The following is a 24541-nucleotide window of genomic DNA, read 5'->3' on the forward strand; positions in this document are numbered from 1 at the left end:
CGGAAGGGAGGCGCGGGATGTCCAGAGCAGACCTCGCCCGCGCCCGGTGGCGTAAGAGCAGCCGATCGGGATCGACCGGGAACTGTGTCGAGGTGGCCGACAACCTGGTCGGTGTTGTTGCCGTGCGGGACAGTAAGGATCCGGAGGGGGCGGCGCTGGTGGTCGCGCCGCGTGCTTTCGGTGCGTTCACCGCAGCCGTCCGGTCCGGCAAGCTGTAACCAGGGAACGAAGCGACGCCCCCGCCACCCGGGGGCGTCGCTTCGTCTGTCCATTATGGACACTTACGGTGCGGCTCACCGATCGTGCGGGCGGCGCTGACCTGGTGTGGTTGTGCGGGCTTGGCAGGCTGTGCTGATACGTCCGGCGAGCTGGTAGGTGAGCGTGAACGACGACCCGTTGCTGTGGCTGTTCCGGCTGCGCGCGAAGAACCGCGGGCTGGCGGTGACGGTGGTGTCGGCGGACGAGTTGGAGATCGTCGGCGCCTCGTCCGGTACCCCGTGGACGATCCATCTCGACAACCTGCGCCGGCGGACCGAGCAGGCGCCGCGGGACCAGTGGCGGGTGCTGATCGACGACTTCCTGGACCAGCTCGGCGACGCCGACCAGGACCAGACGGGGGAGAGCCTGGACGAGGTGCGCGCGCAGCTGCGCGTCCGGATCTACCCGGTCGAGCGGGAGATCCCGGACGAGTTGGTGCCGGTGCGCCGGCCGGTGGCGCCGGGCATCGAGGAGTGCCTGGTGATCGACCGGCCCACCGCGGTGATGACGCCGTCGGCCGACCGGGTCGCCGACTGGCCGCTCGGCCCGGACGAGCTGCTCGACCTGGGCCGGGCCAACGTCCGGGCCGGCCAGGCGCTGGAGCTGGTGCAGCGCGAGGTGATGGACGGCGCCGACATCGCGGTGCTGGCGGGGGACGAGGACTACGCCAGCGGGCACCTGTTCTGGCTCGACCGGTACCCGGTGGTCGGGCCGTACGGGGCGCTGCTGGCGGTGCCGGCGGAGGGCGCGATCTACGTGCACCCGCTGACCGACGGCACCGTGTACGCGGCGGGTGAGGTGCTCGCGGGCGCCGCGCTCGACAAGTACGCCAAGGCGGAGCGGCCGATCGCCGCGGCGCTGTACCACTGGCACGACGGCGCGGTCGACCTCGCCGCCGACCTGCGCACCACCGCCGACGAGGTGTCGATCGTGCTGACCCCGGAGTTCCAGGCGCTGATGGAGCACCTGGGCCGCGGCTGAGGATTTCTGGTACCCGCCCTGGCCGGCCGGTCGACCACATCGTGGTAACGGCCGGTGCGCCCCGGCGACCGTTCGGGGTGCGGCTAGGCTGGCGCGATGACCGCCGGGCAATCGAACGGGCGCCGGTCGCGGCGCGAGGAGATTCTTGACGTCGCGGTCGACCTGTTCGCGCGGCGCGGCTACCACGGTGTCTCGATGGACGAGATCGGCAAGGCGGCGGGCGTCACCGGCCCCGCGCTCTACCACCACTTCTCCGGCAAGGAGTCGATGGTGGCGGCGGCGCTGATCCCGGTCAGCGAACACCTGCTGTCGGCGAGCCAGGAGCGGATCAAGGGCGCGGCCGATCCGGCGACGGCGCTGGACGCGTTGCTCGACTTCCATGTCGAGTTTGCCCTGGAAAATCCCGCTGTCATCACCCTGCACCTGCACGAACTGGACCGGCTGCCGGACGAGCCGCGGCGGGAGATTCGCCGGCTGCAGCGGCAGTACGTGGAGGAGTGGGTGCAGGTGCTCACCGAGCTGCGCGCGGAGCTGCCGCGACCGGCTGCCCGGGTGCTCGCGCACGCCGCGTTCGGCCTGATGAACTCCACCCCGTTCATCGGCGCCGAGCTCGATCGGGACCGCCGCGCGACGCTGTTGCGGGCGGCCACCAAGGCCGCCCTGCTTTCCTGACCGTATGGCAACGCTTGATCACTGAGAGTTCGTTACCGTCAGTGACCTGCGTGAATTCTTGCCGGAAGTCCGACAGAGCTACCGCGTCTGTCGGTGCCGGGGCAAATAATCTCACTCCGTGGAGCCCGACTCGCCGGCCGAGGCGTCCTTCGCCGAGGTGCTCGCCAGCGCCCGGAACGCGGCCGGCCTCACCCAGGAGGAGCTGGCCGAACGCGCCCAGCTCAGCGTCCGGGCGCTCAGCAACCTGGAACGCGGCGAGGCGTCCCGGCCGCGCCGCGGCACCGTCGACCGGCTCGCCGCCGCGCTCGGCCTGACCGGCCTGGACGCCGAACGGTTCGCCGCGGTCGCCCGCGGCCGCCGGATGTCCGGCGACGCCACCGGGCCGGCCCAGCTACCCACCGACCTGCCCGACTTCACCGGCCGGATCGCCGAACTGTCCCGGCTCACCGAGGCGCTCGGCGCCGGTGACGAGAGCGGCGTGCACATCGTCGTGCTCGGCGGCGGCGGTGGCGCCGGCAAGACCGCCCTCGCCGTGCACGCCGCGCACCTGCTGCGCCACCGGTACCCGGACGGGCAGTTCTACCTCGATCTTGCCGGCAGCCGGTCCGGCGGCGTCGACCCGGCGTCCGCGCTGTCCGGGTTCCTGACCGCGCTCGGCGCCGAGCCGGGCGAGCGGGGCGAGAACCTGTCCGCCCGGATCGGCCGGTACCGCACCGCGCTCGCCGGCCGCCGCGTCCTGGTCCTGCTCGACGACGCGCGGGACGCCGCCCAGGTCCGGCCGCTGCTGCCGGCCGGCCCCGGTTCCGCGGTGCTGGTCACCAGCCGGTACCGGCTGCCCGACCTGGTCGGTGCCCGGCACGTGCCGATCGGCCGGCTCGGCGACGACGAGGCGACGGTGCTGCTGGGCCGGATCGCCGGCGCCGAACGCGTGGCGTACGAGCCGGACGCGGCGGCGCGGGTGGTCGCGGCCTGTGACCGGCTGCCGCTCGCGGTGCGCATCGTCGGCGCCCGGCTGGCCGTACGCCCGGCCTGGACCGTCTCGTCGCTCGCCGACCGGCTCGCCGCGTCCCGCCGCAAGCTGGACGAGCTGCGGGTCGGCGACCTGGCCGTCCGGGCGTCGTTCCGGGTCAGTTACGACCGGCTGTCGCCGCCGGCGGCCCGGCTGTTCGCGCTGCTCGGGCACTGGCCCGGGCACGACGTCGCCACCGCCGCCGCGGCGGTACTCGCCGGTGCGAGCGAGGCCGACACCGAGCTGCTGCTGGAGCAGCTCGTCGACGCCTACCTGCTGGAGAGCCCGGAACTCGGCCGGTACCGGCAGCACGACCTGCTGCACGCGTTCGCCCGCGAACTGCTCACCGACGAGCTCGACCCGGCCCAGTCCCGGGCCGCACTGGAGCGGCTGGTCGAGCACCTGGCGGCGACCGCGTACCAGGCCGACCTGGCGCTGTGGCCGGCGAGCCGGCCGCCGTTCCCGCCGCCGCGCACGCCCGGCCCGACGTTCGGCTCCCGGGAGCAGGCGGCCACCTGGTACCGCACCGAATGGGCCGCGCTGGACGTGCTGCTGCGTCGGATCGCCACCGAGCCCGGCATCCCCACGCCGGCCCTGACGGTGGCCCGGCTGGCCAGCCTGATCAACCTGTACCCGTTCCTGCGCGGCGACCTGGTGGCGCTGGAGCGCGGTGCCCGCCGCGCGGTGACGCTGGCCGATCGGGCCGGCGACCCGTTGCTGGTGGGTACCGAGCAGAAGCGCCTCGGGTTCGCGCTGCTGGAGCAGCGCCGGCCCGACGAGGCGGCCCGGCACCAGGAGCTGGCGCTCGCCGCGTTCCGCGCCGCCGGCGCCAAGGACGCCGAGGCCGGCATCCTGAACAGCATCGGCCGCCGGCTGATGTACGAGGCGGGCCGCTCGACCGCGGGCCGGCCGGACCGGATCGCGGCGGCGCGCCGGTCGCTGCTGGACAGCCTGGCCGCCGCCCGCGTCGCCGACGCGCGGTCCGCCCAGGTCACCGCGCTGGGCAACCTCGGCCAGCTGGAGCACGAGGCCGGCGAGGACGACGCCGCGTACGAGCATCTGACCGAGGCGCTGGGGATCGCCCGCGACCTGGGCGGCGGCCAGTTCGAGGCGGCGGTGGCGAGCCGGTTGGGCACGGTGCTGGCCGGCCTGGGGCAGCCGGACGCGGCGCTCGCCGAGCACACCCGGGCGGTACGGATCACCGAGGAACTGGCCGACCGGCGCGCCGAGGTGAGCGTGCTGGGCGAGTTCGCGGTCACCTGCCTGGTGCTGGGGCGCCCGCGGGTGGCCGCCGAGCACGCCCGGCGCGCGCTCGCCCTGTACGAGGAGTTGCCGGCCGGGGCGCGTCGGGTCGAGGACGAGGTGGCCGCGCTGACCGCGCTGGGCCGGGCGCTCGCCGCGACCGGCTCGGTGGCGACCGCCCGGGAGGTGCTGCGCCGGGCCGCGGCCCGGCTGGACGAGCTGGCGGAGCCGGCCGCGGCCGCCCGGGTGCGCGCGCTGCTGCGCTGAGCTGGCGTGTCGGCGGCACGGCCGGTGCGGTGGACGGACTGCTGCGGTGCCGGGGAAAGGAGTCAGGCCGCCCCCCGTTCGGCCCGGATCCTGCACCCGGCACCGGCAGCAACCGCACAACGATCGTGCGGGCCGGTAACGGCCCGGGCCAGGAAGTACGACATGCAGTTTCGTTGCCGTCCGTAGTTTCCCGCTGGTAACAAGCCCGTTTTGACCTGGATAGTGGCTTCGGTACTGGTGTCCGGTTCGGCGTGCCGCGCCGACGATGCGGCATGCCGGCCACCGGGTTTCGTCCGGCCGGCGCCGCGAGGCGTCCCGGAACGCGCGGCGCGGGCCGCCCGGTCGGTGGGACACCGGGGTACCCTAACGATCGTTCAAGCCGATACCGGAACGGCAGGAGGGCACGTGATCGAGTCGCTGCTGATCGCCAACCGCGGGGAGATCGCGCGCCGGGTCATCCGGACCGCGCGCCGGCTCGGGGTGCGCACCATCGCGGTGCACTCCGAGCTGGACGCCGACCTCCCGTTCGTGGCCGAGGCGGACGAGGCGGTCGACATCGGCGCGCCCCAGGCGTACCGGAACGCCGACGCGATCCTTTCCGCGGCCCGGAAGACCAACGCCGTGGCGATCCACCCCGGGTACGGCTTCCTGTCCGAGAACGCGGACTTCGCCCGCGCGGTCGCCGACGCGGGCCTGGTCTGGGTCGGTCCGCCCGCCGATGCGATCCAGCAGATGGGCGACAAGATCAACGCGCGGAACCTGATGGCCGCGGCCGGCGTCCCGGTCTCGCCGGGTACCACCACGCCGCTGGCCGGCGTGGACGCCGCGGTCGAGGCGGCCCGGGCGATCGACTACCCGGTGATGGTGAAGGCCGCCGCGGGCGGCGGCGGGATGGGCATGGCCGCCGCGGCCGACGAGGCCGAGCTGCGCGCACAGTACGAGAAGGTCACCGCGTTCGCGGAGCGGATGTTCGGCGACGGCAGCGTGCTGATCGAGCGGTACTTCCCGCGGGTGCGGCACATCGAGGTGCAGATCCTCGGCCTGGCCGACGGCCGGGTCGTCGCGCTGGGCGAACGCGAGTGCTCGGTGCAGCGGCGCAACCAGAAGGTCGCCGAGGAGGCGCCGTCGCCGGCGGTGACCCCGGAGCTGCGGGCCCGGCTGCTCGGCGCTGCGCAGCTCGCGGGCGAGACCGTGGACTACCGCAACGCCGGTACGGTCGAGTGCCTGCTCGACCCCGACTCCGGCGACTTCTTCTTCCTGGAGATGAACACCCGGCTGCAGGTCGAGCATCCGATCACCGAGGCGACGCTGGGCATCGACCTGGTCGAGGCGCAGCTGCGGATCGCGTCCGGCGAGGACCCCGGCTTCGACCCGGCGGCGCTTTCGATCACCGGCCACGCGCTGGAACTGCGGGTCAACGCCGAGGATCCGAAGCGGTTCCTGCCCGGCCCCGGCCCGGTGCGCACCTGGGTCGAACCCACCGGCGACGGAGTCCGCGTCGACGCCGGCTACGCGGCCGGCACCACCGTGACCCCGGCGTACGACTCGCTGCTGGCGAAGTTGATCGTGTCCGGCCCGGACCGCGACACCGTGCTCGCGCGGGCCCGCCGGGCGGTCGCCGAGTTCCGGATCGAGGGGCCGAAGAACAACCTGCCGTTCTTCGCCGAACTGCTGGACAACGCCGAGTTCGTCGCCGGGGCGTACGACACCGGCATCATCGGCCGGATGCGCGCACCGTCCACGAAGGAAGGACAGCGATGACCGAGCTGCCGGCGCGGGTGTCGATCCGCGAGGTCGGCCCGCGAGACGGGCTGCAGAACGAGGACCCGGTCCCGACCGAGGCCAAGATCCGGCTGCTGGATGCGTTGCCGCGCACCGGAATCCGCCGGATCGAGGCGGTCAGCTTCGTGCACCCCAAGGCGATCCCGCAGATGGCCGACGCGGACGAGGTGTGGTCGGGCAGCAGCCACGACCCGGCCGTCCGCTACTCCGCGCTGGTGCCCAACTCGCGCGGCGCGCGGCGGGCGCTGGCCGCCGGGTTCACCGAGATCGAGGTCGTCGTGTCGGCCAGCGACACCCACAACCGGAAGAACGTGAACCGGTCCACGGACGAGTCGCTGGACGACATCGCCGAGCTGATCTCGTTGCTGCACGGCGAGAACGCCCGCGTCGAGGTGATCGTCGCGACCAGTTTCGGCTGCCCGTACGAGGGGGACGTGGCGCCGGCGCGGGTCGCGTCCATCGTGGACCGGGTGGTCGCCGACGGCGCCGACCGGGTCGCGTTCGGCGACACCACCGGGATGGCCACACCGCGCCGGGTCACCGAGCTCGTCACCGCGGTACGCGACCGGCAGCCGGACATCCCGATGCTGCTGCACTTCCACAACACCCGCGGGACGGGGCTGGCGAACATCCTGACCGCGATGCAGCTGGGCGTCACCGAGTTCGATGCGAGCATCGGTGGCCTGGGCGGCTGCCCGTACGCGCCGGGCGCCACCGGCAACGTGGCCACCGAGGAGGTCGTGCACATGCTGCACGACATGGGCATCGAGACCGGCATCGACCTCGACGCGCTGGTCGAGGTGGCGGCGCTGGCGCAGGACATCGTCGGCAAGGAACTGCCGTCCGGTGTGCTCCGGGCCGGCCCCCGCTACCGCACCATCCCCGCCTGAGCCGGCCCGGCCCGCGCCGGGTATCGACCGGTGTCACGCTTGGTGTTCGTCATCGCGTGGTTCCGTTACCGTCGTCGAGGTCCGTGTACTGGGTAGATTCGGGCCGAGGAGGTGCCGACCATGACCGAAGCAGCTCGCGTCGATTCGCCGAGCCACGCCGGCGACGAGGCCCGCGAGCTCGGCGAGTTGGTGCTCTTCCACGGTGGTGAGTGGACCGAGGCGGACTACGAGGCACTGCCCCCGGGCGTGCGGGCCGAGCTCCACGACGGGAGATTGATCTTGACCCCCGGTCCCACCGCCCAGCACATGTTCGCCAGCATGACGCTGGCCGGGCTGTTTCAGGAAGTGCTCGGCGACCGCAAGCGTGTGCTGATGGAAGTCGACGTGCGGATGGCCGACGGGCGTCGGTACCGGGCGCCGGACGTGCTGGTGCTGAAGGAGTTCCGCCACGGGCGGCCGATGGAGCCGGCCAACGTGGTACTCGTCGGGGAGGTCGTCTCGCCCGGTGGCGGCGAGGAACGCGGCGACAAGATGACCGCGTACCGGGACGCCGGCATCGAGTGGTACCTGATCGTCGAGGAGACGCCGGCCGGCTTCCTCGGCGAGCTGTACCGGCTGGACTCCGACAAGTACGAGCTGGTGGCCGACGCGCCGCCGGCCGGCGTGCTGACGCTACCGGCGCCGTTCGACAGCGAGATCCGGCTGCGCGAACTCTCCTGACGGGCTCGGCCCGGCCCCCGGCCGCCCAGCGGGATATCGGAACGCGTTGCGGTGCAAGGCGATCACGGTGAGTCGGGTGGGCCGGCGAGGATGCGGGACCACGCCTCCCGGACGCCGCCGCGCCACCACCCCATCGCCTCCACCCACCAGGTCAGCCCGCCCCGCACGTACGGCGCGATCGTCTCGGTGGCGGTCGCCGGCTCGGTGCGGCCCTCCAGCGCGATGTCGAAGCCCTGCATGCCGTTCCGGCGGGTGGCGATCAGGTCGCGGATCTCGCCCAGCGTGCTCGCCGGCATGATGGTGCCGCGGCCGTAGTCGGTGTGGATGGGCATGACGCCGTCCCAGGCCGCGGCGCGGCGGAAGCCCGCGGTGGCGGGCCAGCGGCCGGCGCACCAGATCGGCGGGCGGGGTCGCTGCACCGGGGTGGGGCGCATGCTGACCTGCTCCACCGGTACCGGCTCGCCGCGGCTGACGGCATCGCCGGCCCACAGGTCGGCCAGTACCGACAGGGAGGCGTCGAGCCGGCGGGCCCGGGCCCGCAGCGAAGCGTTCTCGCCGAACGCCGCGTACTCCCGGTCCATCGAGCCGAGGCCGGCACCGAAGATCATCCGACCGCCGGACAGGACGTCCAGGGTGGCGATCTCCCGGGCGACCACCTGGACCCGCCGGCGGGGCAGCGCGGTCATCAGCGGGGCGAGCCGGATCCGCCGGGTCCGCGCGGCGATCGCGGACAGCGCCACGACCGAGTTGGCGACCGGCCAGTCCGGCTCGTGGTAGAGCACGTGGTCCCAGACGAACACGCCGTCCCAGCCGCTCTCTTCGGCGGCGACGGCCAGTTCCAGCAGCGTGCGCGGGTCGCCGAACTCGCCGACGTTCGGCAGTCCGACCGCGTACGAGACACCCATGTGCACCTCCTGCCCGCTCGCCACCCGTCGCCGAACCTCATGATCGGCCGTGCCCACCACTCGCCGGATCGACCGCCCGGTCCGACGTGCCGCCCGACCTGTCAGTGCGCTGGGCCGATATCAGCACCATCCTCGATCCGTTGTCGTGTCGCAACGGTCAGTGCGGTACCGCACTGCCATCCGGCAATTGCGGAGCGCTCGATTTTTTCTCGATCTCGGCGTGACCCCGATCGACGGTTCTCGTTGAGTTCTACAGATCGTGCCGCGACTTGCACAATCAGTTGCGACCGAGCTGCTTTTCGGGCATGATCCCAACCAGGGACGAAAGCCGTAAAGGCCATGAAAGGTGTTGCGTAGATGGGCGACCGGACGCGAGGCGGAGAGCGCGACCCGCGCTGCTGCGCACCCGCGACCGCGCGCCGCTCCCGCGCCCTTCGGTACGGCCTGCGGGCCCTCGTCCTCGCCGGCGCCGCGAGTGCCGCCTGGTTCCTGGGCAGCCAGGTCGCCAGCGCCTCGCCCACGCACGACGACAGCGCCCCGGCGCCGAGCTGCCAGGCCGGTCTGCTCCCGGCCACCACGCACGCCGTCGGTTCGACGCTGCACAGCCTGACCGCAGGCGACAACCAGACTTCCGGCGGTACCGCCGCCGGAGACGAGACGTGCGACCGGCCTGCCGCCGGCTCGCACCACGGGAACGCCCCGCGCACCGCACCGGTCGCCAACTCCACGTGCTCGGCGGACGCCGCCCAGCACGGTGCGGCTGCGCCGACGAACCCGCAGGCCGGCCCGGCCTGCACCCGGCCGACCCGTCCGTCGACGGACTCGGCCACCACCCCGGCCGGCGAACCAGCCGCCGGGGCATCCGGACCGGCGCCGCTCGGCCAACTGGCCGACGCGACCCGTCCCGTGCTCGGACCGGTGGCGGACGCGACGCGTCCGGTGACCGGGCCTGTGACGACCGCGGTGGGACCGATCGCCGGTGGGCTCAACCAGAGCCCGGTGATCGGCGCACTGGCGGCCGTCACCCGACCCGTCACCTCGACCGTCGCAGCCACCACGCGGCCCGTTACGGACACCCTGACCGGCCCACTCGTCTCTGCCACGCGCCCGGTGACCGGCTTGTTGGGCGCCGTCGTGCATCCGCTCCCAGGGATGGCCGACGGCGTTGCGACCCCGGTGACAGGCGTGCTGACGGGTGGTTCCGATCCGCTGTCCGGATTCGGCGTGCCGATCCTCGCGGCGCCGCACCAGGCGCCGTGGCTGGGTGGGCACCTGCCCGCCGGTGGGCTTGCCCACCCGGCGGTACCGGCGTCGCGCTGCGCGTCGCACCCGTTCGCGACCTGGACGGGTACCGAAGCGGCCAGTGCCGGCTTCCGGTCTCCCGGTACCGGCTACCCGGCACCGGGAACCCCCGCGCCCGCGCCACTGGGTACGGGGATCACCAGCGGAGGCTCCGCCGTCTCGGCGGCCTCCTCCCCGCACGGCGGTGCCTTCGCACCGACCGGGGCGTACGCCGCGATCGGAGACCAGGCCCTGCGGGTCCGGCCGGCCGCGGCACAGATCGGGCTGCCTCGCCTTTCCGAGGCCGACCCGGTCGTCTCACCGGACTGAGCGGGATCGCCCGCCGAGCGTTTCTGGCAAGGCATTGTTCGTCCGCTCGTCGCAGCCATCACACGGCGGCGAAAACGACCGTCCCGCTCAATTCAGTAATTGACTGATCGATGTCGGGTGCACGCTGCCCGACGGCAATTCCTGTTGCATTCATTCACGAAATTCGGAAAGGCATTTCCTCATGAAGACATGGGTTCGTCGTACCGCTCGGGTCGGGATCCTCTCCGCAGGGTTCCTGCTGGCCGGCGCCAGCATGGCGCACGCCAGCAACGCGGTCTCCGCCGGCAACGACGGGATCGGCAACGGTACCCAGGTGGTCGCCCCCGTGCAGGTTCCCGCGAACGTGGCCGGCAACGGCGTCGGTGTCGCCGGCGTCGGGCTGGGCGTGAACGGCAGCAGCACCTCGGTCGCGGACCGCGCCGAGAGCACCAACCTGGTGTCCGCCGACAACAAGGGCATCGTGAACGGCACGCAGGCCAACGTCCCGGTCCAGGTGCCGGCGAACGTGGCCGGCAACGGGGTCGGCGTGGCCGGCGTCGGCATCGGCGTGAACGGCTCCAGCACCGCGGTGGCGCACCGGGCCGAGTCGGCGCAGGAGAGCACCGACATGGTGTCGGCCGGCAACATGGGCATCGGCAACGGCACCCAGGTCAACGTGCCGATCCAGGTGCCGCTGAACGTCTGCGGCAACGGCGTCGGCGTGCTGGGTGCCGGGATCGGCGTCTCCGGCGACTGCACCAGCGTCGCCGCCGCGCAGGAGTCTGCGTACGCGCCGGAGAGCACCAACATGGGCTCGGTGGGCAACGCCGGGATCCTGAACGGCACCCAGGTCAACGCCCCGATCCAGGTTCCGGTCAACGTCTGCGGCAACGGCGTGGGCGTGCTCGGCCTGGGCGCCGGCGTGTCCGGCGACTGCACCTCGGTGGCGCACCGTGCCGAGTCGGCGCAGGAGAGCACCAACATGGTGTCCGCCGCCAACAAGGGCATCCTGAACGGCACCCAGGTGAACATGCCGATCCAGGTTCCGGTGAACGTGTGCGGCAACGGCGTCGGCGTGCTGGGTGCCGGGATCGGCATCTCCGGCAACTGCGGCGCGGCCGCGCTGTCGGGCGAGGGCGGCCACCAGGGTGGCGGCTACCACTCGATGGCGACCTCGACCGAGGGTGCGGAGGCCGCGAAGCCGGCCAAGACCGCGAGCACGCTGCCCGCGATCGCCTCGTCGCACGGCACCGACATGGTCTCCGCCGGCAACTCCGGGATCGCCAACGGCACCCAGGTGCACGCGCCGATCCAGGTTCCGGTGAACGTGGCCGGCAACGGCGTCGGCGTGCTCGGCGTCGGCGTGGGCGTCAACGGCAGCTCGACCGCGGTCGCCGCCCAGCACTGATTCGCTGAAGCCCGGCCCCGACCACAGGTTCGGGGCCGGGTACCGAACGAACCGGGGTAGCCCCCAACCGACCCCGTCTCACATAACTGCACCTGTCACTCACGGCACCACCTCGACGGGCCCTCGCCACGCGGCGGGGGCCCGCCGTCGTGCGCCTCGCCGACCAGCCCCGGTGTCCGTCGTCGTGCGCCCCGGCCGACCGGCCCGGTGTCCGTCGTCGCAGGTCGGGCGTCCGGATGGTGCCGCGGCGCCGGCTGAGCTACCCTAACGATCGTTCAGCTACGTATTCGTAGGGACCACGATCGGAGGCGCCCGGTGTCGATGCCGGAGGACCCAGCTGCCGAGCTGGCACGACTGCGCAAGCGGATCGCCGCGGGCGGCGCCGAGAAGTACCACGAGGCGAACCGGGGCCGCGGCAAGTTGTTCGCCCGCGAGCGGGTGGCGCTGCTGGTCGACGACGGCAGCTTCGTCGAGGACGGGATGCTCGCCAACGCCCAGACCGACGGGCTGCCCGCGGACGGCGTGATCACCGGCCGGGCCACCGTCGACGGGCGCCCGGTGCGGCTGATGGCGAACGACTCGACGGTCAAGGCCGGCTCCTGGGGCGCCCGTACCGTCGAGAAGATCATCCGGGTCATCGAGCGGGCGTACGCCGAGCGTGTGCCGATGATCTACCTGGTCGACTCGGCCGGTGCCCGGATCACCGACCAGGTCCAGCTGTTCCCGGGCCGGCGCGGCGCCGGGCGCATCTTCCACGAGCAGGTGCGCGCGTCCGGGTCGATCCCGCAGATCTGCGCGCTGTTCGGGCCGAGCGCCGCGGGCGGTGCGTACATCCCGGCGTTCTGCGACGTGGTCGTGATGGTCGAGGGCAACGCCTCGATGTACCTCGGGTCGGACCGGATGGTCGAGATGGTCACCGGCGAGAAGACCACGCTGGAGGCGATGGGCGGCGCCGCCGTGCACTGCAAGGAGTCCGGCGTCGGGCACTTCCTGGTCTCCGACGAACCGGCCGCGCTGGACGTGGTCCGCCGCTACCTGAGCTACCTGCCGTCGAACTGGCGGCAGCAGCCACCGAGCGCCGAGCCGGTCGCCGCGCCGGACGTGGACCTCGCGAAGCTGGTCCCGGTGTCCGAGCGGCAGGCGTTCGACATGCGCCGGTACGTCAAGGGGCTTGTCGACGCCGACTCGTTCTTCGAGATCCAGGCGCTGTGGGCGCGCGAGGTGACGATCGGCTTCGGCCGGCTGAACGGCGAGGGGGTCGGCGTCGTCGCGAACAACTCGATGTTCAAGGGCGGCGTGCTGTTCATCGACTCGGCCGACAAGGCGACCCGGTTCATCGAGCTGTGCGACGCGTTCAACGTGCCGCTGCTGTTCCTGTCCGACGTGCCCGGCTTCATGGTCGGTACCGCGGTGGAGAAGGCCGGCATCATCCGGCACGGTGCGAAGATGATCAGCGCGGTCGCCCGCGCCACCGTGCCGAAGATGTGCGTGGTGGTGCGCAAGGCGTACGGGGCGGGGCTGTATGCGATGGCCGGCCCCGGGTTCGAGCCGGACGCGACGATCGCGCTGCCCACCGCGAAGATCGCGGTGATGGGTGCGGACGCGGCCGTCAACGCGGTGTACGCGAAGAAGATCGCCGCCCTTCCGGAGGACGAGCGCGCGGACTTCGTCGCGGCCCGGCGCGCCGAGTACGAGGCGGACATCGACGTGATGCGGTTGGCCGGCGAGCTGGTGGTGGACACCGTGGTCGAGCCGGCCGAGCTACGCGGCGAGCTGATCGCGCGGTACGCGGCGGCCGCCGGCAAGGGCCGCGACTTCGCCGACCGTCGCCACGGCGTCACCCCGGTCTGACCGGCCATCCACGAAGGAGCGTCCACAATGGAGTTCAGGCTCAGCGAGGAGCAGGCGGCACTCCGGGAGTCGGTGCGGGACTTCGCCACCGAGGTCGTCGCGCCGGTGATCGGCGACTGCTACGAGCGCGAGGAGTTCCCCTACCCAGTGGTGAAGCGGATGGGGGAGATGGGGCTGTTCGGCCTGCCGTTCCCGGAGGAGTACGGCGGGATGGGCGGCGACTACTTCGCGCTGTGCCTGGCGCTGGAGGAGCTGGCCCGGGTCGACTCGTCGGTGGCGATCACCCTGGAGGCCGGCGTTTCGCTGGGCGCGATGCCCATCTACCGGTTCGGTACCGAGGAGCAGAAGCGGCGGTGGCTGCCGCGGCTGTGCCGGGGTGAGGCGCTGGCCGGGTTCGGGCTGACCGAGCCGGGCGGCGGTTCGGACGCGGGGGCCACCAGGACCCGGGCCGAGCTCGACGGTGACAGCTGGGTCATCAACGGCAGCAAGTCGTTCATCACCAACTCCGGTACCGACATCACCGACTTCGTCACGGTCACCGCGGTCACCGGCCGGCGGGCCGACGGCAGGCCGGAGATCTCGTCGATCCTGGTTCCCAGCGGTACCAACGGGTTCACCGTCGGCCCGAAGTACTCCAAGGTCGGCTGGTGCGCCTCCGACACGCACGAACTGTCCTTTGTGGACTGTCGGGTACCGGTGGCGAACCTGGTCGGCGAGCGCGGCCGCGGGTACGCCCAGTTCCTGCGGATCCTCGACGAGGGGCGGATCGCGATCGCCGCGCTGTCGGTCGGGCTGGCCCAGGGCTGCGTCGACGAGTCGGTGAAGTACGCCAAGCAGCGGTCGGCGTTCGGCCACGAGATTGGTGCCTACCAGGCGATCCAGTTCAAGATCGCGGACATGAAGCTGCGCGCGCACACCGCCCGGCTGGCCTACTACGACGCCGCCGCGCGGATGCTCGCGGGCGAGGACTTCAAGACCGAGGCGGCCATCGCCAAGCTCTACGCCTCCGAGTCGGCGGTCACCAACGCCCGCGAGGCGACCCAGATCCACGGCGGGTACGGGTTCATGAACGAGTTCCCGGTGGCCCGGATGTGGCGGGACGCCAAGATCCTGGAGATCGGCGAGGGGACCAGCGAGGTGCAGCGGCTGCTGATCGCCCGCGACCTCGGCCTGTGACACCCGTGCGCCGGCGGCCGGTTCGGCGTCGATCGACTGCCTATCGGTCGATCGACCGACGGTCGACCGGCTGCTGGCGCCGTTCTTCGTAATCCTGCACTATTCCGTCATTACCCGCTCTTCCCCTCAAGGAGCGATCGTGACGGACAGCTTCTCGTTCTCCCCGAGCCGCCGGCGACTGCTGCGCAACGCCGCCGTCGGCGCGCTCGCCGTCGGCGCCGGCGCCGTGGCCGGCCCGCTGCTCGCAGCGCCGGCCCAGGCGTACCCGTGGGGCGGCACCCTGCGGCAGGGCGCGTCCGGTACCGCGGTGCGGGAACTGCAGATCCGGATCGCCGGCTGGCCGACCTCGAGCGCCGCGAAGGTCTACCTCGCCATCGACGCCCAGTTCGGCCCGGCGACCTTCGCGGCGGTCGAACGGTTCCAGCGCGCGTACGGGTTGGCCGTCGACGGCATCGTCGGCGCGAACACCCAGTCGAAGCTGAACGCGCTGGCCAAGAGCGACGGCTCGACCGCGCACTTCGCCTGGAGCGAGTTGTGGGACAGCCGCACCGGCAGCTTCGCCGGCGGCGCGGTCAGCGCGGCGAGCGCGCAGGAGAACGTCCGCCGGCTGATGTACAAGCTGGAGGCGCTGCGGGTCAAGCTCGGCAACCTGCCGATCCACATCAACTCCGGCTTCCGCAACAAGCAGCACAACGCCGATGTCGGCGGCATCGTCGGCAGCATGCACACCTACGGTGCGGCGGCCGACATGTACGTCTCCGGCATCACCTACAAGACGATCTACCAGCACGCCGAGACCTGCGGCTTCTCCGGGCTGGAGCGCTACACGACCGACCACCAGCACGTGGACAGCCAGGCCGAGTTCGGCCGCGGCTGGTGGTGGGAGTCCGGCACCGTCTGACCGCCGCCGGAGCCGGGCCGCTCGACCCCGAGCGGCCCGGTCAGCCGTGACCCGGCGGCGGCCCGAGCGGTCCGGTCAGCCGGTGTCCCGGCGCGACTCGGTCAGCCGGTGGCCAGGCCGGCGCCGAGATAGCCGACGGCGCCGAGCGCGGCGAGCGGCACCAGGACGGCCAGGGCGACCAACCGTTGCCGGGCCGACCGGGCCAGCAGCAGCACCAGCGCCAGGCCGAGCACGGCCAGGATCGCCCCGGTCGGCAGGTTGACGGTCCGGAACGCGCGAGCGCCCTCGGCGACGAACACCGCGCCCAGCAGCGCGACCGCGACGGTCGCCGGCCACCACCGGCCGGCCCGCCACGCCGCCCCGGCCGGACCGAACACCACGCCCGCCAGTACGCCCGCGAACAGCCAGATCAGCGTGGTCGGCGACCACAGGTTGGCCAGGTCGTCGCCGAGCACCAGGGTCGCCGCGAGGTAGTAGCTCTCGACCGCGACCAGCAGCAGCACGATGCCGGCCGCGATCGCCCGGGCCCGGCCGGCCCGCAGCCCGGCGCCCAGGGCGAACGCGGCGGCGGCCCACACCGCCGGCGAGTTGGCCAGGTTCGCCCACGGGTACGGCAGCAGCAGCTGGCCGGCGAGGTCGACGGCGCCGAGGGCCAGCCCGGCCAGCACCGCCACCAGCAGGGTGGCGGCGCCGCCGCGAACCCGGGTCGGTACCGCGGTCGGGGACGAGACGGTCACCCCGTCATCGTCCCGGCGCCGCGGAGCCGTCGCATCCGGTGAAACCCCGGACGTGTCAGCCCTTGTTCTCGTACGTGGCGATCAGCAGGCCGCGACCGAGCGTGTGGCCGTACATGTTGAACCCGACGTACGCCGGCGGAGCGCCCGCGTCCGGCCCGAGCGTCGGCACGTCCAGCGCGTGCACCGCGAAGATGTACCGGTGCGGGCCGTGTCCCGGCGGCGGCGCGGCACCGCCGAACCCCTGCTCGTCGTAGTCGTTGCGGCCGTGCTTGGCGCCGACCGGCAGCCCGAGGAAGTCGCCCGAGCCGGCACCGGTGGGCAGTTCCGTCACGTCGGCCGGGATGTCGAACAGCACCCAGTGCCAGAAGCCGGAGCCGGTCGGCGCGTCCGGGTCGAAGCAGGTCACCGCGTAGCTGCGGGTACCGGCCGGGGCGCCGCTCCAGGACAGCTGCGGCGACACGCTGCCGTCGTCGTCCTCGACATGGGCCTGCGGCAGCACCTGGCCGTCCGCGATGTCCGTGCTGGACACCGGGAACGACGGCACCGGCGGCAGGAAGTCGTACGGCACCGGCGGCCGCGGTCGGCTCGTCGTCATGCCGCCTCCTTTCGGGATCGTCGGGTCTGGCTGGCGCGCTGGCGCGCCACCAGGCGAACCTACGCCGGATGTGCCAGCGGGGTACCGGCATTCTGCGCCGCGGCCCCTGGGATGATCGGCGGGGGAGGTGGCTGCGATGCCGACCGAACAGGCGCTGCCCGGCGAACCCACCGGCGTGCTGTGGTTGCCGGACGAGCCGCCACGGGCGGCGGTGCTGGTCGTGGCCGGTTCCAGCGGCCGGATCGACTCCGACCGGGCCCGGGTGTTCGCCGAGCGCGGTGCGCTCGCCGCGTCGATCCGCTGGTTCGGCGGGCCCGGCCAGCCGCCCGGCATCTGCGAGGTACCGCTGGAGACGTTCACCGCCGCCCTCGACCTGCTGTGCCGGTACGACCCGCCGAAGCTCGGCATGGTCGGGGTGTCGAAGGGTGCGGAGGCGGCGCTGCTGACCGGCATCCGGGACGACCGGCTCGACCTGGTCGGTGCGTTCGCGCCGACGTCGGTGGTGTGGGCCAACGTCGGGCCGGGCCGGGACGGGGTGACGAAGCCGTACCGGTCGTGCTGGACCTGGCGCGGTGAGCCGCTGCCGTTCGTGCCGTACGACGACGGTCCGGACCCCGAGCCGCCGGTGGCGTGCCGCCCGCTGTACGAGCGGAGCCTCGCCGCGTTCCCGGCCGAGGCGAAGGCGGCGGCGATTCCGGTGGAGCGCATCCGGGGCGAGGTCGTCCTGGTCGCCGGCGGCGACGACGAGATGTGGCAGTCCACCGAGTTCGCCCGCGAGCTCGCCGCGCGGCGCCGGGCCGCCGGCCGCCGGATCACGGTCGTCGACTCGGACACCGCCGGGCACCGCGCGTACCTCCCCGGTGAGCCCGAGCCGGCGCCGTCCCAGCAGTTCCGGTACGGCGGGGACGCCGCCGCGGACGCCGAACTCGGCGCCCGTGCCCTCCCGCACCTGCTCGCCGCCCTCGGCTTGTCCTGACCCTCGCGGTACAGGCGCGACGCCCTGGCGCCACGACCAGCGCCGCGTGCTCAGCTGGGCGAGACCGGGGCGGTGCTGCCGGTCGTGGCCAGCACCGGCGCCGGCGCCTGCGGGACCCGGCGGGCCAGCACCGTACCGAGCAGCACGATCAGACCGCCGAACCCGGCCGCGGCGGCCGGACCGAGGTGGTCCAGCAGCGCGCCGACCACCGGCGACAGCACCGCGCCGCCGGCCGTGGTGGCCGTGGTCATCCAGCCGAACGCCTCGCCCCGCCGGTCGTCCGGGGCGAGCGCGCCGAGCCGCGAGTTGGCCGCCGCGATCGCCGGCGCGATGGCGGTACCGCCGACCAGCAGCACCGCGGCGACCAGCAGCGGCGACGGGTGCGCCAGCACCGGCGGCAACACCAGCGCCAGCAACACCAGGCCGCCGGTGACCAGCCCGACCCGCAGCGGCAGCCGCTGCCCGCCGCGACCGGCGAGGAACAGCCCGCCGACCCCGGAACCGACCGCCCAGACGGCGCCGAGCACGCCGGCCAGCGACGGGGTACCGCGGTCCCGCGCCCACGCCACCACCACCATGTCGCCGGCCGTCAGCGCGCCCACCAGCAGCGCCATCACCACCAGTACCGACACCAGGCCCGGGGAGCGCAGCACCGCGAACGGCGACTCGCGCCGGTGCTGCTCCGGCCGCTCCGCCGCCGGCCGGGTCTGCAGCCCGGACCGGTGCACCACCAGCGCGAAGCCGGCCGAACCGAGCAGCGCCAGTACCGCGCAGGCGCCGACCGCCGCGCGCGCACTGACCAGCGCCACCAGCAGCGCCGCGAGCATCGGTCCGACCACGAACAGCAGCTCCTGCAGCGTCGCCTCGGCCGCGTAACTCGCCTCCCGGGCGGACGCGTCCGGCAGCCGGGACCACACCGACCGCGCGATCTGCCCGGCCGGCGGCTGCGACAGCCCGGCGAGGAATGCGAGAACCGGCGCGGCCGGCCACCACGCCGCCGGCAGCAGCGCCATCAGCCCGATGCCCGCCGCGTACCCGAAGCTGGTCAGGACGAGCAGCCGCGGCGCCGGCTTGCGGTCCACCGACCGGCCGCGCAGCGGGCCGCCGATGCCGCTGCCGATGATCAGCGCCGAGGTCACGACGCCGGCCAGGGTGTACGAGCCGGTCCAGCCGGCGACGAGGAACGTGATGGCCAGCGCCATGCCCGTCGCGTACAGCCTGGCCAGCAGCGACATCACCAGCAGCAGTGGCAGGTGCGGGGTGGCGAGGATGCGACGGTAAGGGGCGAGCACGCTACTGGTACTAACAGAGCGCGCTCCGCCACCGCTACGAGTTTCCGGTCACAGCGCGCGGGCCCACGCCTGCGCTGCGTCGCCCGGACCGGCCCCGGGGAGCCCGGTACGGCCGGTCAGAGGTCGGCAGCCCAGGCCGACACGGCGTGCCGGGTCGGGTTGACGTCGGTCTCCCGGGTGGGGTGCACCCGGTTGGTCAGCAGCACCACGGTCAGCTTCCGCGCCTGGTCGACCACCAGCGACGTGCCGGTGAAGCCGGTGTGTCCGAACGACCCGGGCAGCGGCGCCATGAAGTTGGCGTCGCCGATCCGCGCCCCGATGCCCTGCCGGTACCGGTTCGGCACGCTCGCCGGCAGCTGGTCGGTGCGCAACTGCTCGACGCTCTCCGGCTTGAGCACGGTGACGCCGTCGAGAGTGCCGTCGTGCCGCAGCAGCTCGCCGAACCGGGCCAGGTCGGCGGCGGTGGCGAACAACCCGGCATGCCCGGCGACGCCGCCCAGCCCGTACGCGTTCTCGTCGTGCACCCGGCCGTGGATGATCCCGGTGGCGAGATCGTCGCGCTCCTCCGCCGCCGCGATCCGCGGCAGCAGCGCCACCGAGGGGTTGAACCCGGTCCGGGCCAGCCCGAGCGGCCGCAGGATCCGGTCGGCGATCAGCGTCTCCAGCCGCTGCCCGGTGACCAGTTCGGCCAGGAACCCGGCGGTCTGGTAGCCGATGTCGGAGTACTCGAACGCGGTGCCCGGCTCGCGCACCGGCTCGGCGTCGAGCAGCAGCTGCCGCCGGGCGGCGATGAAGTCGGCCTCCCGCCAGACCGGCCGCCCGGGACGGTAGCCGCCGACGTGGGTGAGCAGCATCCGCAGCGTGGCGCGCTGCTTGACCCCGCTGCGGTACTCGGCGAACCACCGGCCGACCGGCTCGTCCAGATCGAGCAGCCCCTCCTCGACCAGCCCGAGCACCACGACCGCGGTGAACATCTTGGTGATCGAGGCGATGTCGTAGAGGGTGTCGAGGCTGGCCGGGATCCGCCGCTCCGGGGGCAACAGCGAGAAGTCGCGCCCCGCGTACCGCACCGCCTCGCCCACCGCGGCCCGCCCGGCGACCTCGCCGTCGCGCAGCACCAGCGCCACCGCCGACGGGTAGACCCCCGGCCCGGACTCGTCCGGCAGACCCGACTCCAGTACCGCCCGCAGCTCGCTCACGGCACCCGACACTACGGGCACCGCGCCGGTACGCCGGGACCCGGTCGTCGGTGCCCGCAAACCGGGCTCGTACGGCGGCATCGACCTGCGCCGATGGCCGCCGATCCGCATGGTGAGCGGCAGCCAGGGCGTGCGTTGCGGCCGGCGGCGGGGAGCCTAACCTTGTCCGCATGGCCGACACGATTTCGTTCGCACGTGGAGCCCCGTCCCTGGACATCGTGGATGTCGAGGGCCTGAAGCAGGCAGCGGTCCGAGCCTTCGACAGCGATCCCGGCGGCCTCACGGCGTACGGGACGTCCGTCGGCTACCTGCCGCTGCGCAAGTGGATCGCCGACAAGCACGGTGTCGCCCCGGAGCAGGTGCTCGTCACCAACGGCTCGCTGCAGGCCGACGCGTTCCTGTTCGACCTGCTGGTCCAGCCGGACAGCGACGTCGTGGTGGAGCGGCCCACCTACGACCGGACCCTGCTCGGGCTGCGCAACCGGCGCGGGAACCTGCACCCGGTGACCGTCGACGACGACGGCATCGACGTCGAGGAGCTGGCCAAGCTGCTCGACGGTGGCCTGCGCCCGGTGCTCGCGCACATCATCCCGAACTTCCAGAACCCGGCCGGCGTCACGCTGTCCGCGCTGCGCCGGGAGCGGCTGCTGGAGCTGGCCCGGGAGTACGACTTCACCATCTTCGAGGACGACCCGTACCTGGACATCCGGTTCGCCGGCGATCCGCTGCCCACGATGCGGGAACTCGATCGCGACGACCGCGTCGTGTACGCGTCGTCGTTCACCAAGACGGTCTGCCCGGGGCTGCGGGTCGGCTACCTGGTCGGGCCGGCGGCGACGATCGCGAAGATCGCCAAGGTGGCCACCAACACCTACATCTCGCCCAGCATGGTCGCGCAGGGCATCGTCTACCAGTTCGCCACCTCCGGTGCCATCGACGCGTCCATCGCCACCGTGCGTGCGGCGCTGTCCGAGCGGGTGAACCTGCTGGCCGACGCGCTGGGCAAGCACCTGCCCGAGGCGCGGTTCACGGTGCCGGACGGTGGCTACTTCCTCTGGGTCGAGTTCCCGGACAGCGTGGACGTGGCCAAGGTGGCGCCGGCCGCGGCCGAGCGCGGGGTCGCCGTCGTCAAGGGCAGTGACTTCCTGCTGGAGGGCGGCGAGCACGCGCTGCGGCTGGCGTACTCGGCGGTCACCCCGGACCAGATCGACGAGGGCGTGCGGCGGCTCGCCGAGGCGGTGCACGCGGGCTGATCACGAGCCCGGGCCCCACGCGGGTCCGGGCCGACGCAGGGCGTGTCCCGAGGTCGGTGAGTCGTTCGCGGCCGGCGACCTCGCGACACGCCCTGCTGTCGTTGGTACAGCCACTGTCAAACGTCCAGATCGTGGGAGGGTGACGCTCGGAGTGGCGTCGCTTTTGCGACATGGCGCAAACCCGCCAACTGCAAAGCGTTCCCTGGCCGGCGGGGCCGTCCTAGATTGGCGACGGCCGCCGTCCGTGAGCATCAACTTGCGGAGTGGCGCATAAAGGCTTTACCCCCGCCCCCGGAGGCGCCGGGTGGAGTCACCGGCTGAACCCCCCGTAGCCGGTGGCCCACCCGGCGCCTCGCTTAATGTCCGGGCCCCGCCACGCCGAGCCACCGCGGCAGCGCTGCGACCCACCGCGCCGGCCGCTCGGTTCGCCGCCTGCGAGGTATCCTGCCGCCCAGCAGCGCGAGCGGTGACCGGCCACACGGCGCCGCGTCGGTCGGCGATCTGCCCCTGGTAGTACAGTTTCCTGCGGACCCGCCGAGAGTGTGCGCGCTCTCCTGGGCATTTCTTGTGAGTTCGTGAGCCGGACGTTTTCGGCGACCAGACTGGGAGGACCCGCGGCAGCACTGTGCCCGGACATCGGCCGCTGCCGTGCAGGCGGAAAGGGGGCGGACGATGGCATATCAGCACCGAGGAAACGGTCGTGGGCTGAGTCGGGCGTTCAGCGCTCCCGTCCGCGCCGTGTCGAAGGTCCTGCCTCGCACGGCCGCCAGCGTCGCCGCACCGCGGCCACCGTCCCGGCCCGAGCGCAGCTCCATCGTCGACTGCGGGCTGTACGTCCAGGGGGTTCGCCAGCCCGGTGAGTGGGACTACCGGGACGCGCTCGCGGCGGCCCTGGAGCGCGACGACGCGTTCGTGTGGCTCGGCCTGCACGAACCGGACGTGGACGAGTTCGCCGACATCGCGCAGACCTTCGACCTGCACGAACTCGCGGTCGAGGACGCGGTCAAGTCCTACCAGCGCCCCAAGGTCGAGCGGTACGGGGAGATCACCTTCGTCGCGGTCCGCACCGCGCGGTACGTCGAGCACGCCGAGCTGACCGAGACCAGCGAGGTGGTCGAGACGGGCGCGGTGATGCTGTTCATCTCCCCGCGCTTCGTCATCACCGTGCGGCACGGTGACGCCTGCCGGCTCAGCCCGGTCCGGCAGGAGCTGGAGACCAAGGAGGAGCTGCTCGCGCAGGGTCCGTGGGCGGTGTTCCACGCCGTCGTCGACCGCATCGTCGACCTCTACCTTGACGTCGCGGCCGAGATGGAGCAGGACATCGACGAGGTCGAGGCGAGCGTGTTCAGCCGCGCCGGCGACGACCGGATCCAGCGCATCTACCAGCTCAAGCGCGAGCTGGTCGAGTTCAAGCGGTCCGTGGTGCCGCTCGCTCGACCGCTGAACTCGCTGGTCAGCGGCCGGATCCCGGGGGTGCCGAGCGAGATCCGGCGCTACATCCGGGACGTGGCCGACCACCTCTCCCGCACGGTCGAGCAGGTGGTCACCTTCGACGACCTGATCAACTCGATCCTGCAGGCGCGGCTGACCCAGCTGTCGGTCGACATGAACAACGACATGCGCAAGATCGCCGCCTGGGCCGCCATCCTGGCGGTGCCGACCGCGATCGCCGGCATCTACGGGATGAACTTCCAGCACATGCCGGAACTCCACTGGACGTTCAGCTATCCGGTCGTGGTGGCGCTGATGCTCGGCATCTGCGTCGGGCTGTACCGCATCTTCCGCCGCTCCGGCTGGCTCTGACGCCGGAGCGGCCGGCCGGCGGGGTGCGGCGACGCTCCGCGGCCCGATGACACGGCAGCGCTCCGCTCCCGGGTACGAGAGCGGAGCCGCCGTGGTGGCCCGGTCAGGCCTTGTGGCCGTTGCTGCGTGCCTCGGTGGCGCGGCTTGCCTTCGCGCCGTTCTTCGCCGCGTCCGCGGCCGCGGACTTGGCGCCTTCGGCGGCGGCCGCCGGCGTGTCCTTGCCGGTTCCGGCCTCGCCGGTGGCGGCCTTGCCCGTGTCGGCGTTGCCCGTGTCGGCCTTGCCGGTCTCGGCGCTCTCCGTCGCGCGTTCCCGCGCTTCGGCGAACACGCTGCTCGGCTCGGCGAACTCGTGCTCCGGCTCGTACTCGTCCCAGTTGGCGGTGGACCGCCGGGACACGACGGCCGCGACCGTACCGACCGCGAGGCCGAGCGCCAGCGCGCCCACCACCCACGGCCAGCGGCGCCGCCGGCTCGTACCGGTGGTCGCGGTGCGAGCCTTGTCGAGCTTCTTGCCGGCCTGCTTGCGGGCCTTGCCGGACCGCTTGCCGGCGGCCTTGCGCGCCTCCTCGGTGGACCGCCGGGCGCTCTCGGCCGCCGCCGTCACCACCGGGGCCACCGCCTGGACGGTGGTGTCCCAGGACTTGCCCATCGCGCTGCGGGCCGCCTCGACCCGCGGCGACATGGCGCCCCGGGCCGCGTCCAGCCGCGGCGCCAGTGCCTCGCGGGCGGCGTCGACCCGGGGGCTGAGCGCCACCCGTGCCGTGTCGACCCGCGGAGCCACCGCTTCCGCCGCACGCTCGGCGGCGATCACGGCCGCCGACCGCAGGTGCTCGAGCCCGTCCGTCATTTCGTTCCCGAACTGCTGTGCACGTGTCTTCTCCGCACGACCCAGCGACACTGTGTCCCACCTCCCGTGAGTATTACCCGCCCATCCTCCCTGTTCCCCTACCCCCGTATCGGCCAAACGACAGCATGCGACGATTGCGTGATTGGCCACCGCCGTGGCCCGCCGCGGGGGCGACAGGGCCGCCCGG

21 protein-coding genes are annotated in these 24541 nt (G+C 73.0%); 15 read left to right on the forward strand and 6 right to left on the reverse strand.

Features of this window, described 5'->3' with window-relative positions:
* Positions 1-17: 17 nt before the first annotated feature.
* The 7 genes from Asera_RS05980 to Asera_RS06010 all read left to right on the forward strand — a co-directional run bounded on the left by Asera_RS05980 (position 18) and on the right by Asera_RS06010 (position 7821).
* Positions 18-218, forward strand: a complete 201-nt coding sequence (locus Asera_RS05980; protein WP_030445331.1) for a DUF397 domain-containing protein — start codon at positions 18-20, stop codon at positions 216-218.
* A gap of 157 nt (positions 219-375) precedes the next feature.
* Positions 376-1239: a DUF1444 domain-containing protein gene (locus Asera_RS05985; protein WP_157034717.1), complete on the forward strand. Its 864-nt coding sequence runs from the start codon at positions 376-378 to the stop codon at positions 1237-1239.
* 96 nt (positions 1240-1335) lie between these two features.
* Positions 1336-1911, forward strand: a complete 576-nt coding sequence (locus Asera_RS05990) for a TetR/AcrR family transcriptional regulator (protein WP_030445333.1) — start codon at positions 1336-1338, stop codon at positions 1909-1911.
* 118 nt (positions 1912-2029) lie between these two features.
* On the forward strand, positions 2030-4429 hold the full coding sequence (locus tag Asera_RS05995) for an ATP-binding protein (RefSeq protein WP_051801988.1): 2400 nt from the start codon (positions 2030-2032) through the stop codon (positions 4427-4429).
* 405 nt (positions 4430-4834) lie between these two features.
* Positions 4835-6190, forward strand: a complete 1356-nt coding sequence (locus Asera_RS06000) for an acetyl-CoA carboxylase biotin carboxylase subunit (RefSeq protein ID WP_030445335.1) — start codon at positions 4835-4837, stop codon at positions 6188-6190.
* Entirely contained in the window at positions 6187-7101 is a 915-nt protein-coding gene (locus tag Asera_RS06005; RefSeq protein WP_030445336.1) for a hydroxymethylglutaryl-CoA lyase, read from the forward strand. The genes Asera_RS06000 and Asera_RS06005 overlap by 4 nt, the downstream gene beginning before the upstream one ends.
* A 120-nt stretch (positions 7102-7221) precedes the next feature.
* Entirely contained in the window at positions 7222-7821 is a 600-nt protein-coding gene (locus Asera_RS06010; RefSeq protein WP_157034718.1) for a Uma2 family endonuclease, read from the forward strand.
* A 62-nt stretch (positions 7822-7883) separates the two neighbouring features.
* On the opposite strand, the gene Asera_RS06015 is transcribed toward Asera_RS06010, so the two are convergent.
* Positions 7884-8750, reverse strand: a complete 867-nt coding sequence (locus Asera_RS06015) for an LLM class flavin-dependent oxidoreductase (protein WP_211255518.1) — start codon at positions 8748-8750, stop codon at positions 7884-7886.
* A 333-nt stretch (positions 8751-9083) separates the two neighbouring features.
* Between Asera_RS06015 and Asera_RS06020 the strand changes: the two genes are divergently transcribed.
* The 5 genes from Asera_RS06020 to Asera_RS06040 all read left to right on the forward strand — a co-directional run bounded on the left by Asera_RS06020 (position 9084) and on the right by Asera_RS06040 (position 15652).
* Entirely contained in the window at positions 9084-10337 is a 1254-nt protein-coding gene (locus Asera_RS06020) for a hypothetical protein (RefSeq protein WP_030445339.1), read from the forward strand.
* A gap of 181 nt (positions 10338-10518) precedes the next feature.
* Positions 10519-11724 carry a chaplin family protein gene (locus Asera_RS06025; RefSeq protein WP_084131075.1) on the forward strand — a complete coding sequence of 402 codons (1206 nt, stop codon included), beginning with the start codon at positions 10519-10521 and terminating at the stop codon, positions 11722-11724.
* Between the two features lie 321 nt (positions 11725-12045).
* Entirely contained in the window at positions 12046-13575 is a 1530-nt protein-coding gene (locus Asera_RS06030; RefSeq protein WP_030445341.1) for an acyl-CoA carboxylase subunit beta, read from the forward strand.
* 27 nt (positions 13576-13602) lie between these two features.
* Positions 13603-14751: an acyl-CoA dehydrogenase family protein gene (locus Asera_RS06035; RefSeq protein WP_030445342.1), complete on the forward strand. Its 1149-nt coding sequence runs from the start codon at positions 13603-13605 to the stop codon at positions 14749-14751.
* Between the two features lie 139 nt (positions 14752-14890).
* The gene (locus tag Asera_RS06040; RefSeq protein ID WP_030445343.1) at positions 14891-15652 is read left to right on the forward strand and encodes a D-Ala-D-Ala carboxypeptidase family metallohydrolase; all 762 of its coding nucleotides are present in this window, start codon (positions 14891-14893) and stop codon (positions 15650-15652) included.
* A 101-nt stretch (positions 15653-15753) separates the two neighbouring features.
* Here Asera_RS06040 and Asera_RS06045 read toward each other — a convergent pair whose 3' ends face one another.
* Positions 15754-16389: a DUF6518 family protein gene (locus Asera_RS06045; RefSeq protein WP_030445344.1), complete on the reverse strand. Its 636-nt coding sequence runs from the start codon at positions 16387-16389 to the stop codon at positions 15754-15756.
* Positions 16390-16444: 55 nt separating this feature from the next.
* The gene (locus Asera_RS06050; protein WP_030445345.1) at positions 16445-16984 is read right to left on the reverse strand and encodes a YbhB/YbcL family Raf kinase inhibitor-like protein; all 540 of its coding nucleotides are present in this window, start codon (positions 16982-16984) and stop codon (positions 16445-16447) included.
* Positions 16985-17120: 136 nt separating this feature from the next.
* Here Asera_RS06050 and Asera_RS06055 point away from each other — a divergent pair, with 136 nt between their 5' ends.
* Positions 17121-17960 carry an acyl-CoA thioester hydrolase/BAAT C-terminal domain-containing protein gene (locus Asera_RS06055; protein ID WP_030445346.1) on the forward strand — a complete coding sequence of 280 codons (840 nt, stop codon included), beginning with the start codon at positions 17121-17123 and terminating at the stop codon, positions 17958-17960.
* Between the two features lie 50 nt (positions 17961-18010).
* Here the strand turns inward: Asera_RS06055 and Asera_RS06060 are convergent, their stop codons facing one another.
* Together Asera_RS06060 and Asera_RS06065 are read right to left on the reverse strand one after the other, a co-directional pair.
* Positions 18011-19252 carry an MFS transporter gene (locus Asera_RS06060; RefSeq protein ID WP_030445347.1) on the reverse strand — a complete coding sequence of 414 codons (1242 nt, stop codon included), beginning with the start codon at positions 19250-19252 and terminating at the stop codon, positions 18011-18013.
* 116 nt (positions 19253-19368) lie between these two features.
* Positions 19369-20451 (reverse strand): serine hydrolase domain-containing protein, encoded by a 1083-nt coding sequence (locus Asera_RS06065; RefSeq protein ID WP_169745814.1) that lies wholly within the window; start codon positions 20449-20451, stop codon positions 19369-19371.
* Positions 20452-20621: 170 nt separating this feature from the next.
* Between Asera_RS06065 and Asera_RS06070 the strand changes: the two genes are divergently transcribed.
* Positions 20622-21704 (forward strand): aminotransferase-like domain-containing protein, encoded by a 1083-nt coding sequence (locus Asera_RS06070; RefSeq protein WP_030445349.1) that lies wholly within the window; start codon positions 20622-20624, stop codon positions 21702-21704.
* 672 nt (positions 21705-22376) lie between these two features.
* Positions 22377-23507: a magnesium/cobalt transporter CorA gene (gene corA, locus Asera_RS06075; RefSeq protein WP_030445350.1), complete on the forward strand. Its 1131-nt coding sequence runs from the start codon at positions 22377-22379 to the stop codon at positions 23505-23507.
* A gap of 103 nt (positions 23508-23610) precedes the next feature.
* Here the strand turns inward: corA and Asera_RS06080 are convergent, their stop codons facing one another.
* The gene (locus tag Asera_RS06080; RefSeq protein WP_030445351.1) at positions 23611-24354 is read right to left on the reverse strand and encodes a hypothetical protein; all 744 of its coding nucleotides are present in this window, start codon (positions 24352-24354) and stop codon (positions 23611-23613) included.
* Positions 24355-24541 lie beyond the last annotated feature (187 nt).

It is taken from the genome of Actinocatenispora sera (genome assembly GCF_018324685.1).
GTDB lineage: Bacteria > Actinomycetota > Actinomycetes > Mycobacteriales > Micromonosporaceae > Actinocatenispora > Actinocatenispora sera.

Bases quoted from the DNA above. Each gene is read 5' to 3' on its own strand.
- Asera_RS05980 (WP_030445331.1), top strand. From the start codon at position 18: ATGTCCAGAGCAGACCTCGCCCGCGCCCGGTGGCGTAAGAGCAGCCGA.
- Asera_RS05990 (WP_030445333.1), top strand. From the start codon at position 1,336: ATGACCGCCGGGCAATCGAACGGGCGCCGGTCGCGGCGCGAGGAGATT.
- Asera_RS06005 (WP_030445336.1), top strand. From the start codon at position 6,187: ATGACCGAGCTGCCGGCGCGGGTGTCGATCCGCGAGGTCGGCCCGCGA.
- Asera_RS06010 (WP_157034718.1), top strand. From the start codon at position 7,222: ATGACCGAAGCAGCTCGCGTCGATTCGCCGAGCCACGCCGGCGACGAG.
- Asera_RS06020 (WP_030445339.1), top strand. From the start codon at position 9,084: ATGGGCGACCGGACGCGAGGCGGAGAGCGCGACCCGCGCTGCTGCGCA.
- Asera_RS06025 (WP_084131075.1), top strand. From the start codon at position 10,519: ATGAAGACATGGGTTCGTCGTACCGCTCGGGTCGGGATCCTCTCCGCA.
- Asera_RS06030 (WP_030445341.1), top strand. From the start codon at position 12,046: ATGCCGGAGGACCCAGCTGCCGAGCTGGCACGACTGCGCAAGCGGATC.
- Asera_RS06035 (WP_030445342.1), top strand. From the start codon at position 13,603: ATGGAGTTCAGGCTCAGCGAGGAGCAGGCGGCACTCCGGGAGTCGGTG.
- Asera_RS06050 (WP_030445345.1), bottom strand. From the start codon at position 16,984: ATGACGACGAGCCGACCGCGGCCGCCGGTGCCGTACGACTTCCTGCCG.
- Asera_RS06055 (WP_030445346.1), top strand. From the start codon at position 17,121: ATGCCGACCGAACAGGCGCTGCCCGGCGAACCCACCGGCGTGCTGTGG.
- Asera_RS06070 (WP_030445349.1), top strand. From the start codon at position 20,622: ATGGCCGACACGATTTCGTTCGCACGTGGAGCCCCGTCCCTGGACATC.
- corA (WP_030445350.1), top strand. From the start codon at position 22,377: ATGGCATATCAGCACCGAGGAAACGGTCGTGGGCTGAGTCGGGCGTTC.
- Asera_RS06080 (WP_030445351.1), bottom strand. From the start codon at position 24,354: ATGACGGACGGGCTCGAGCACCTGCGGTCGGCGGCCGTGATCGCCGCC.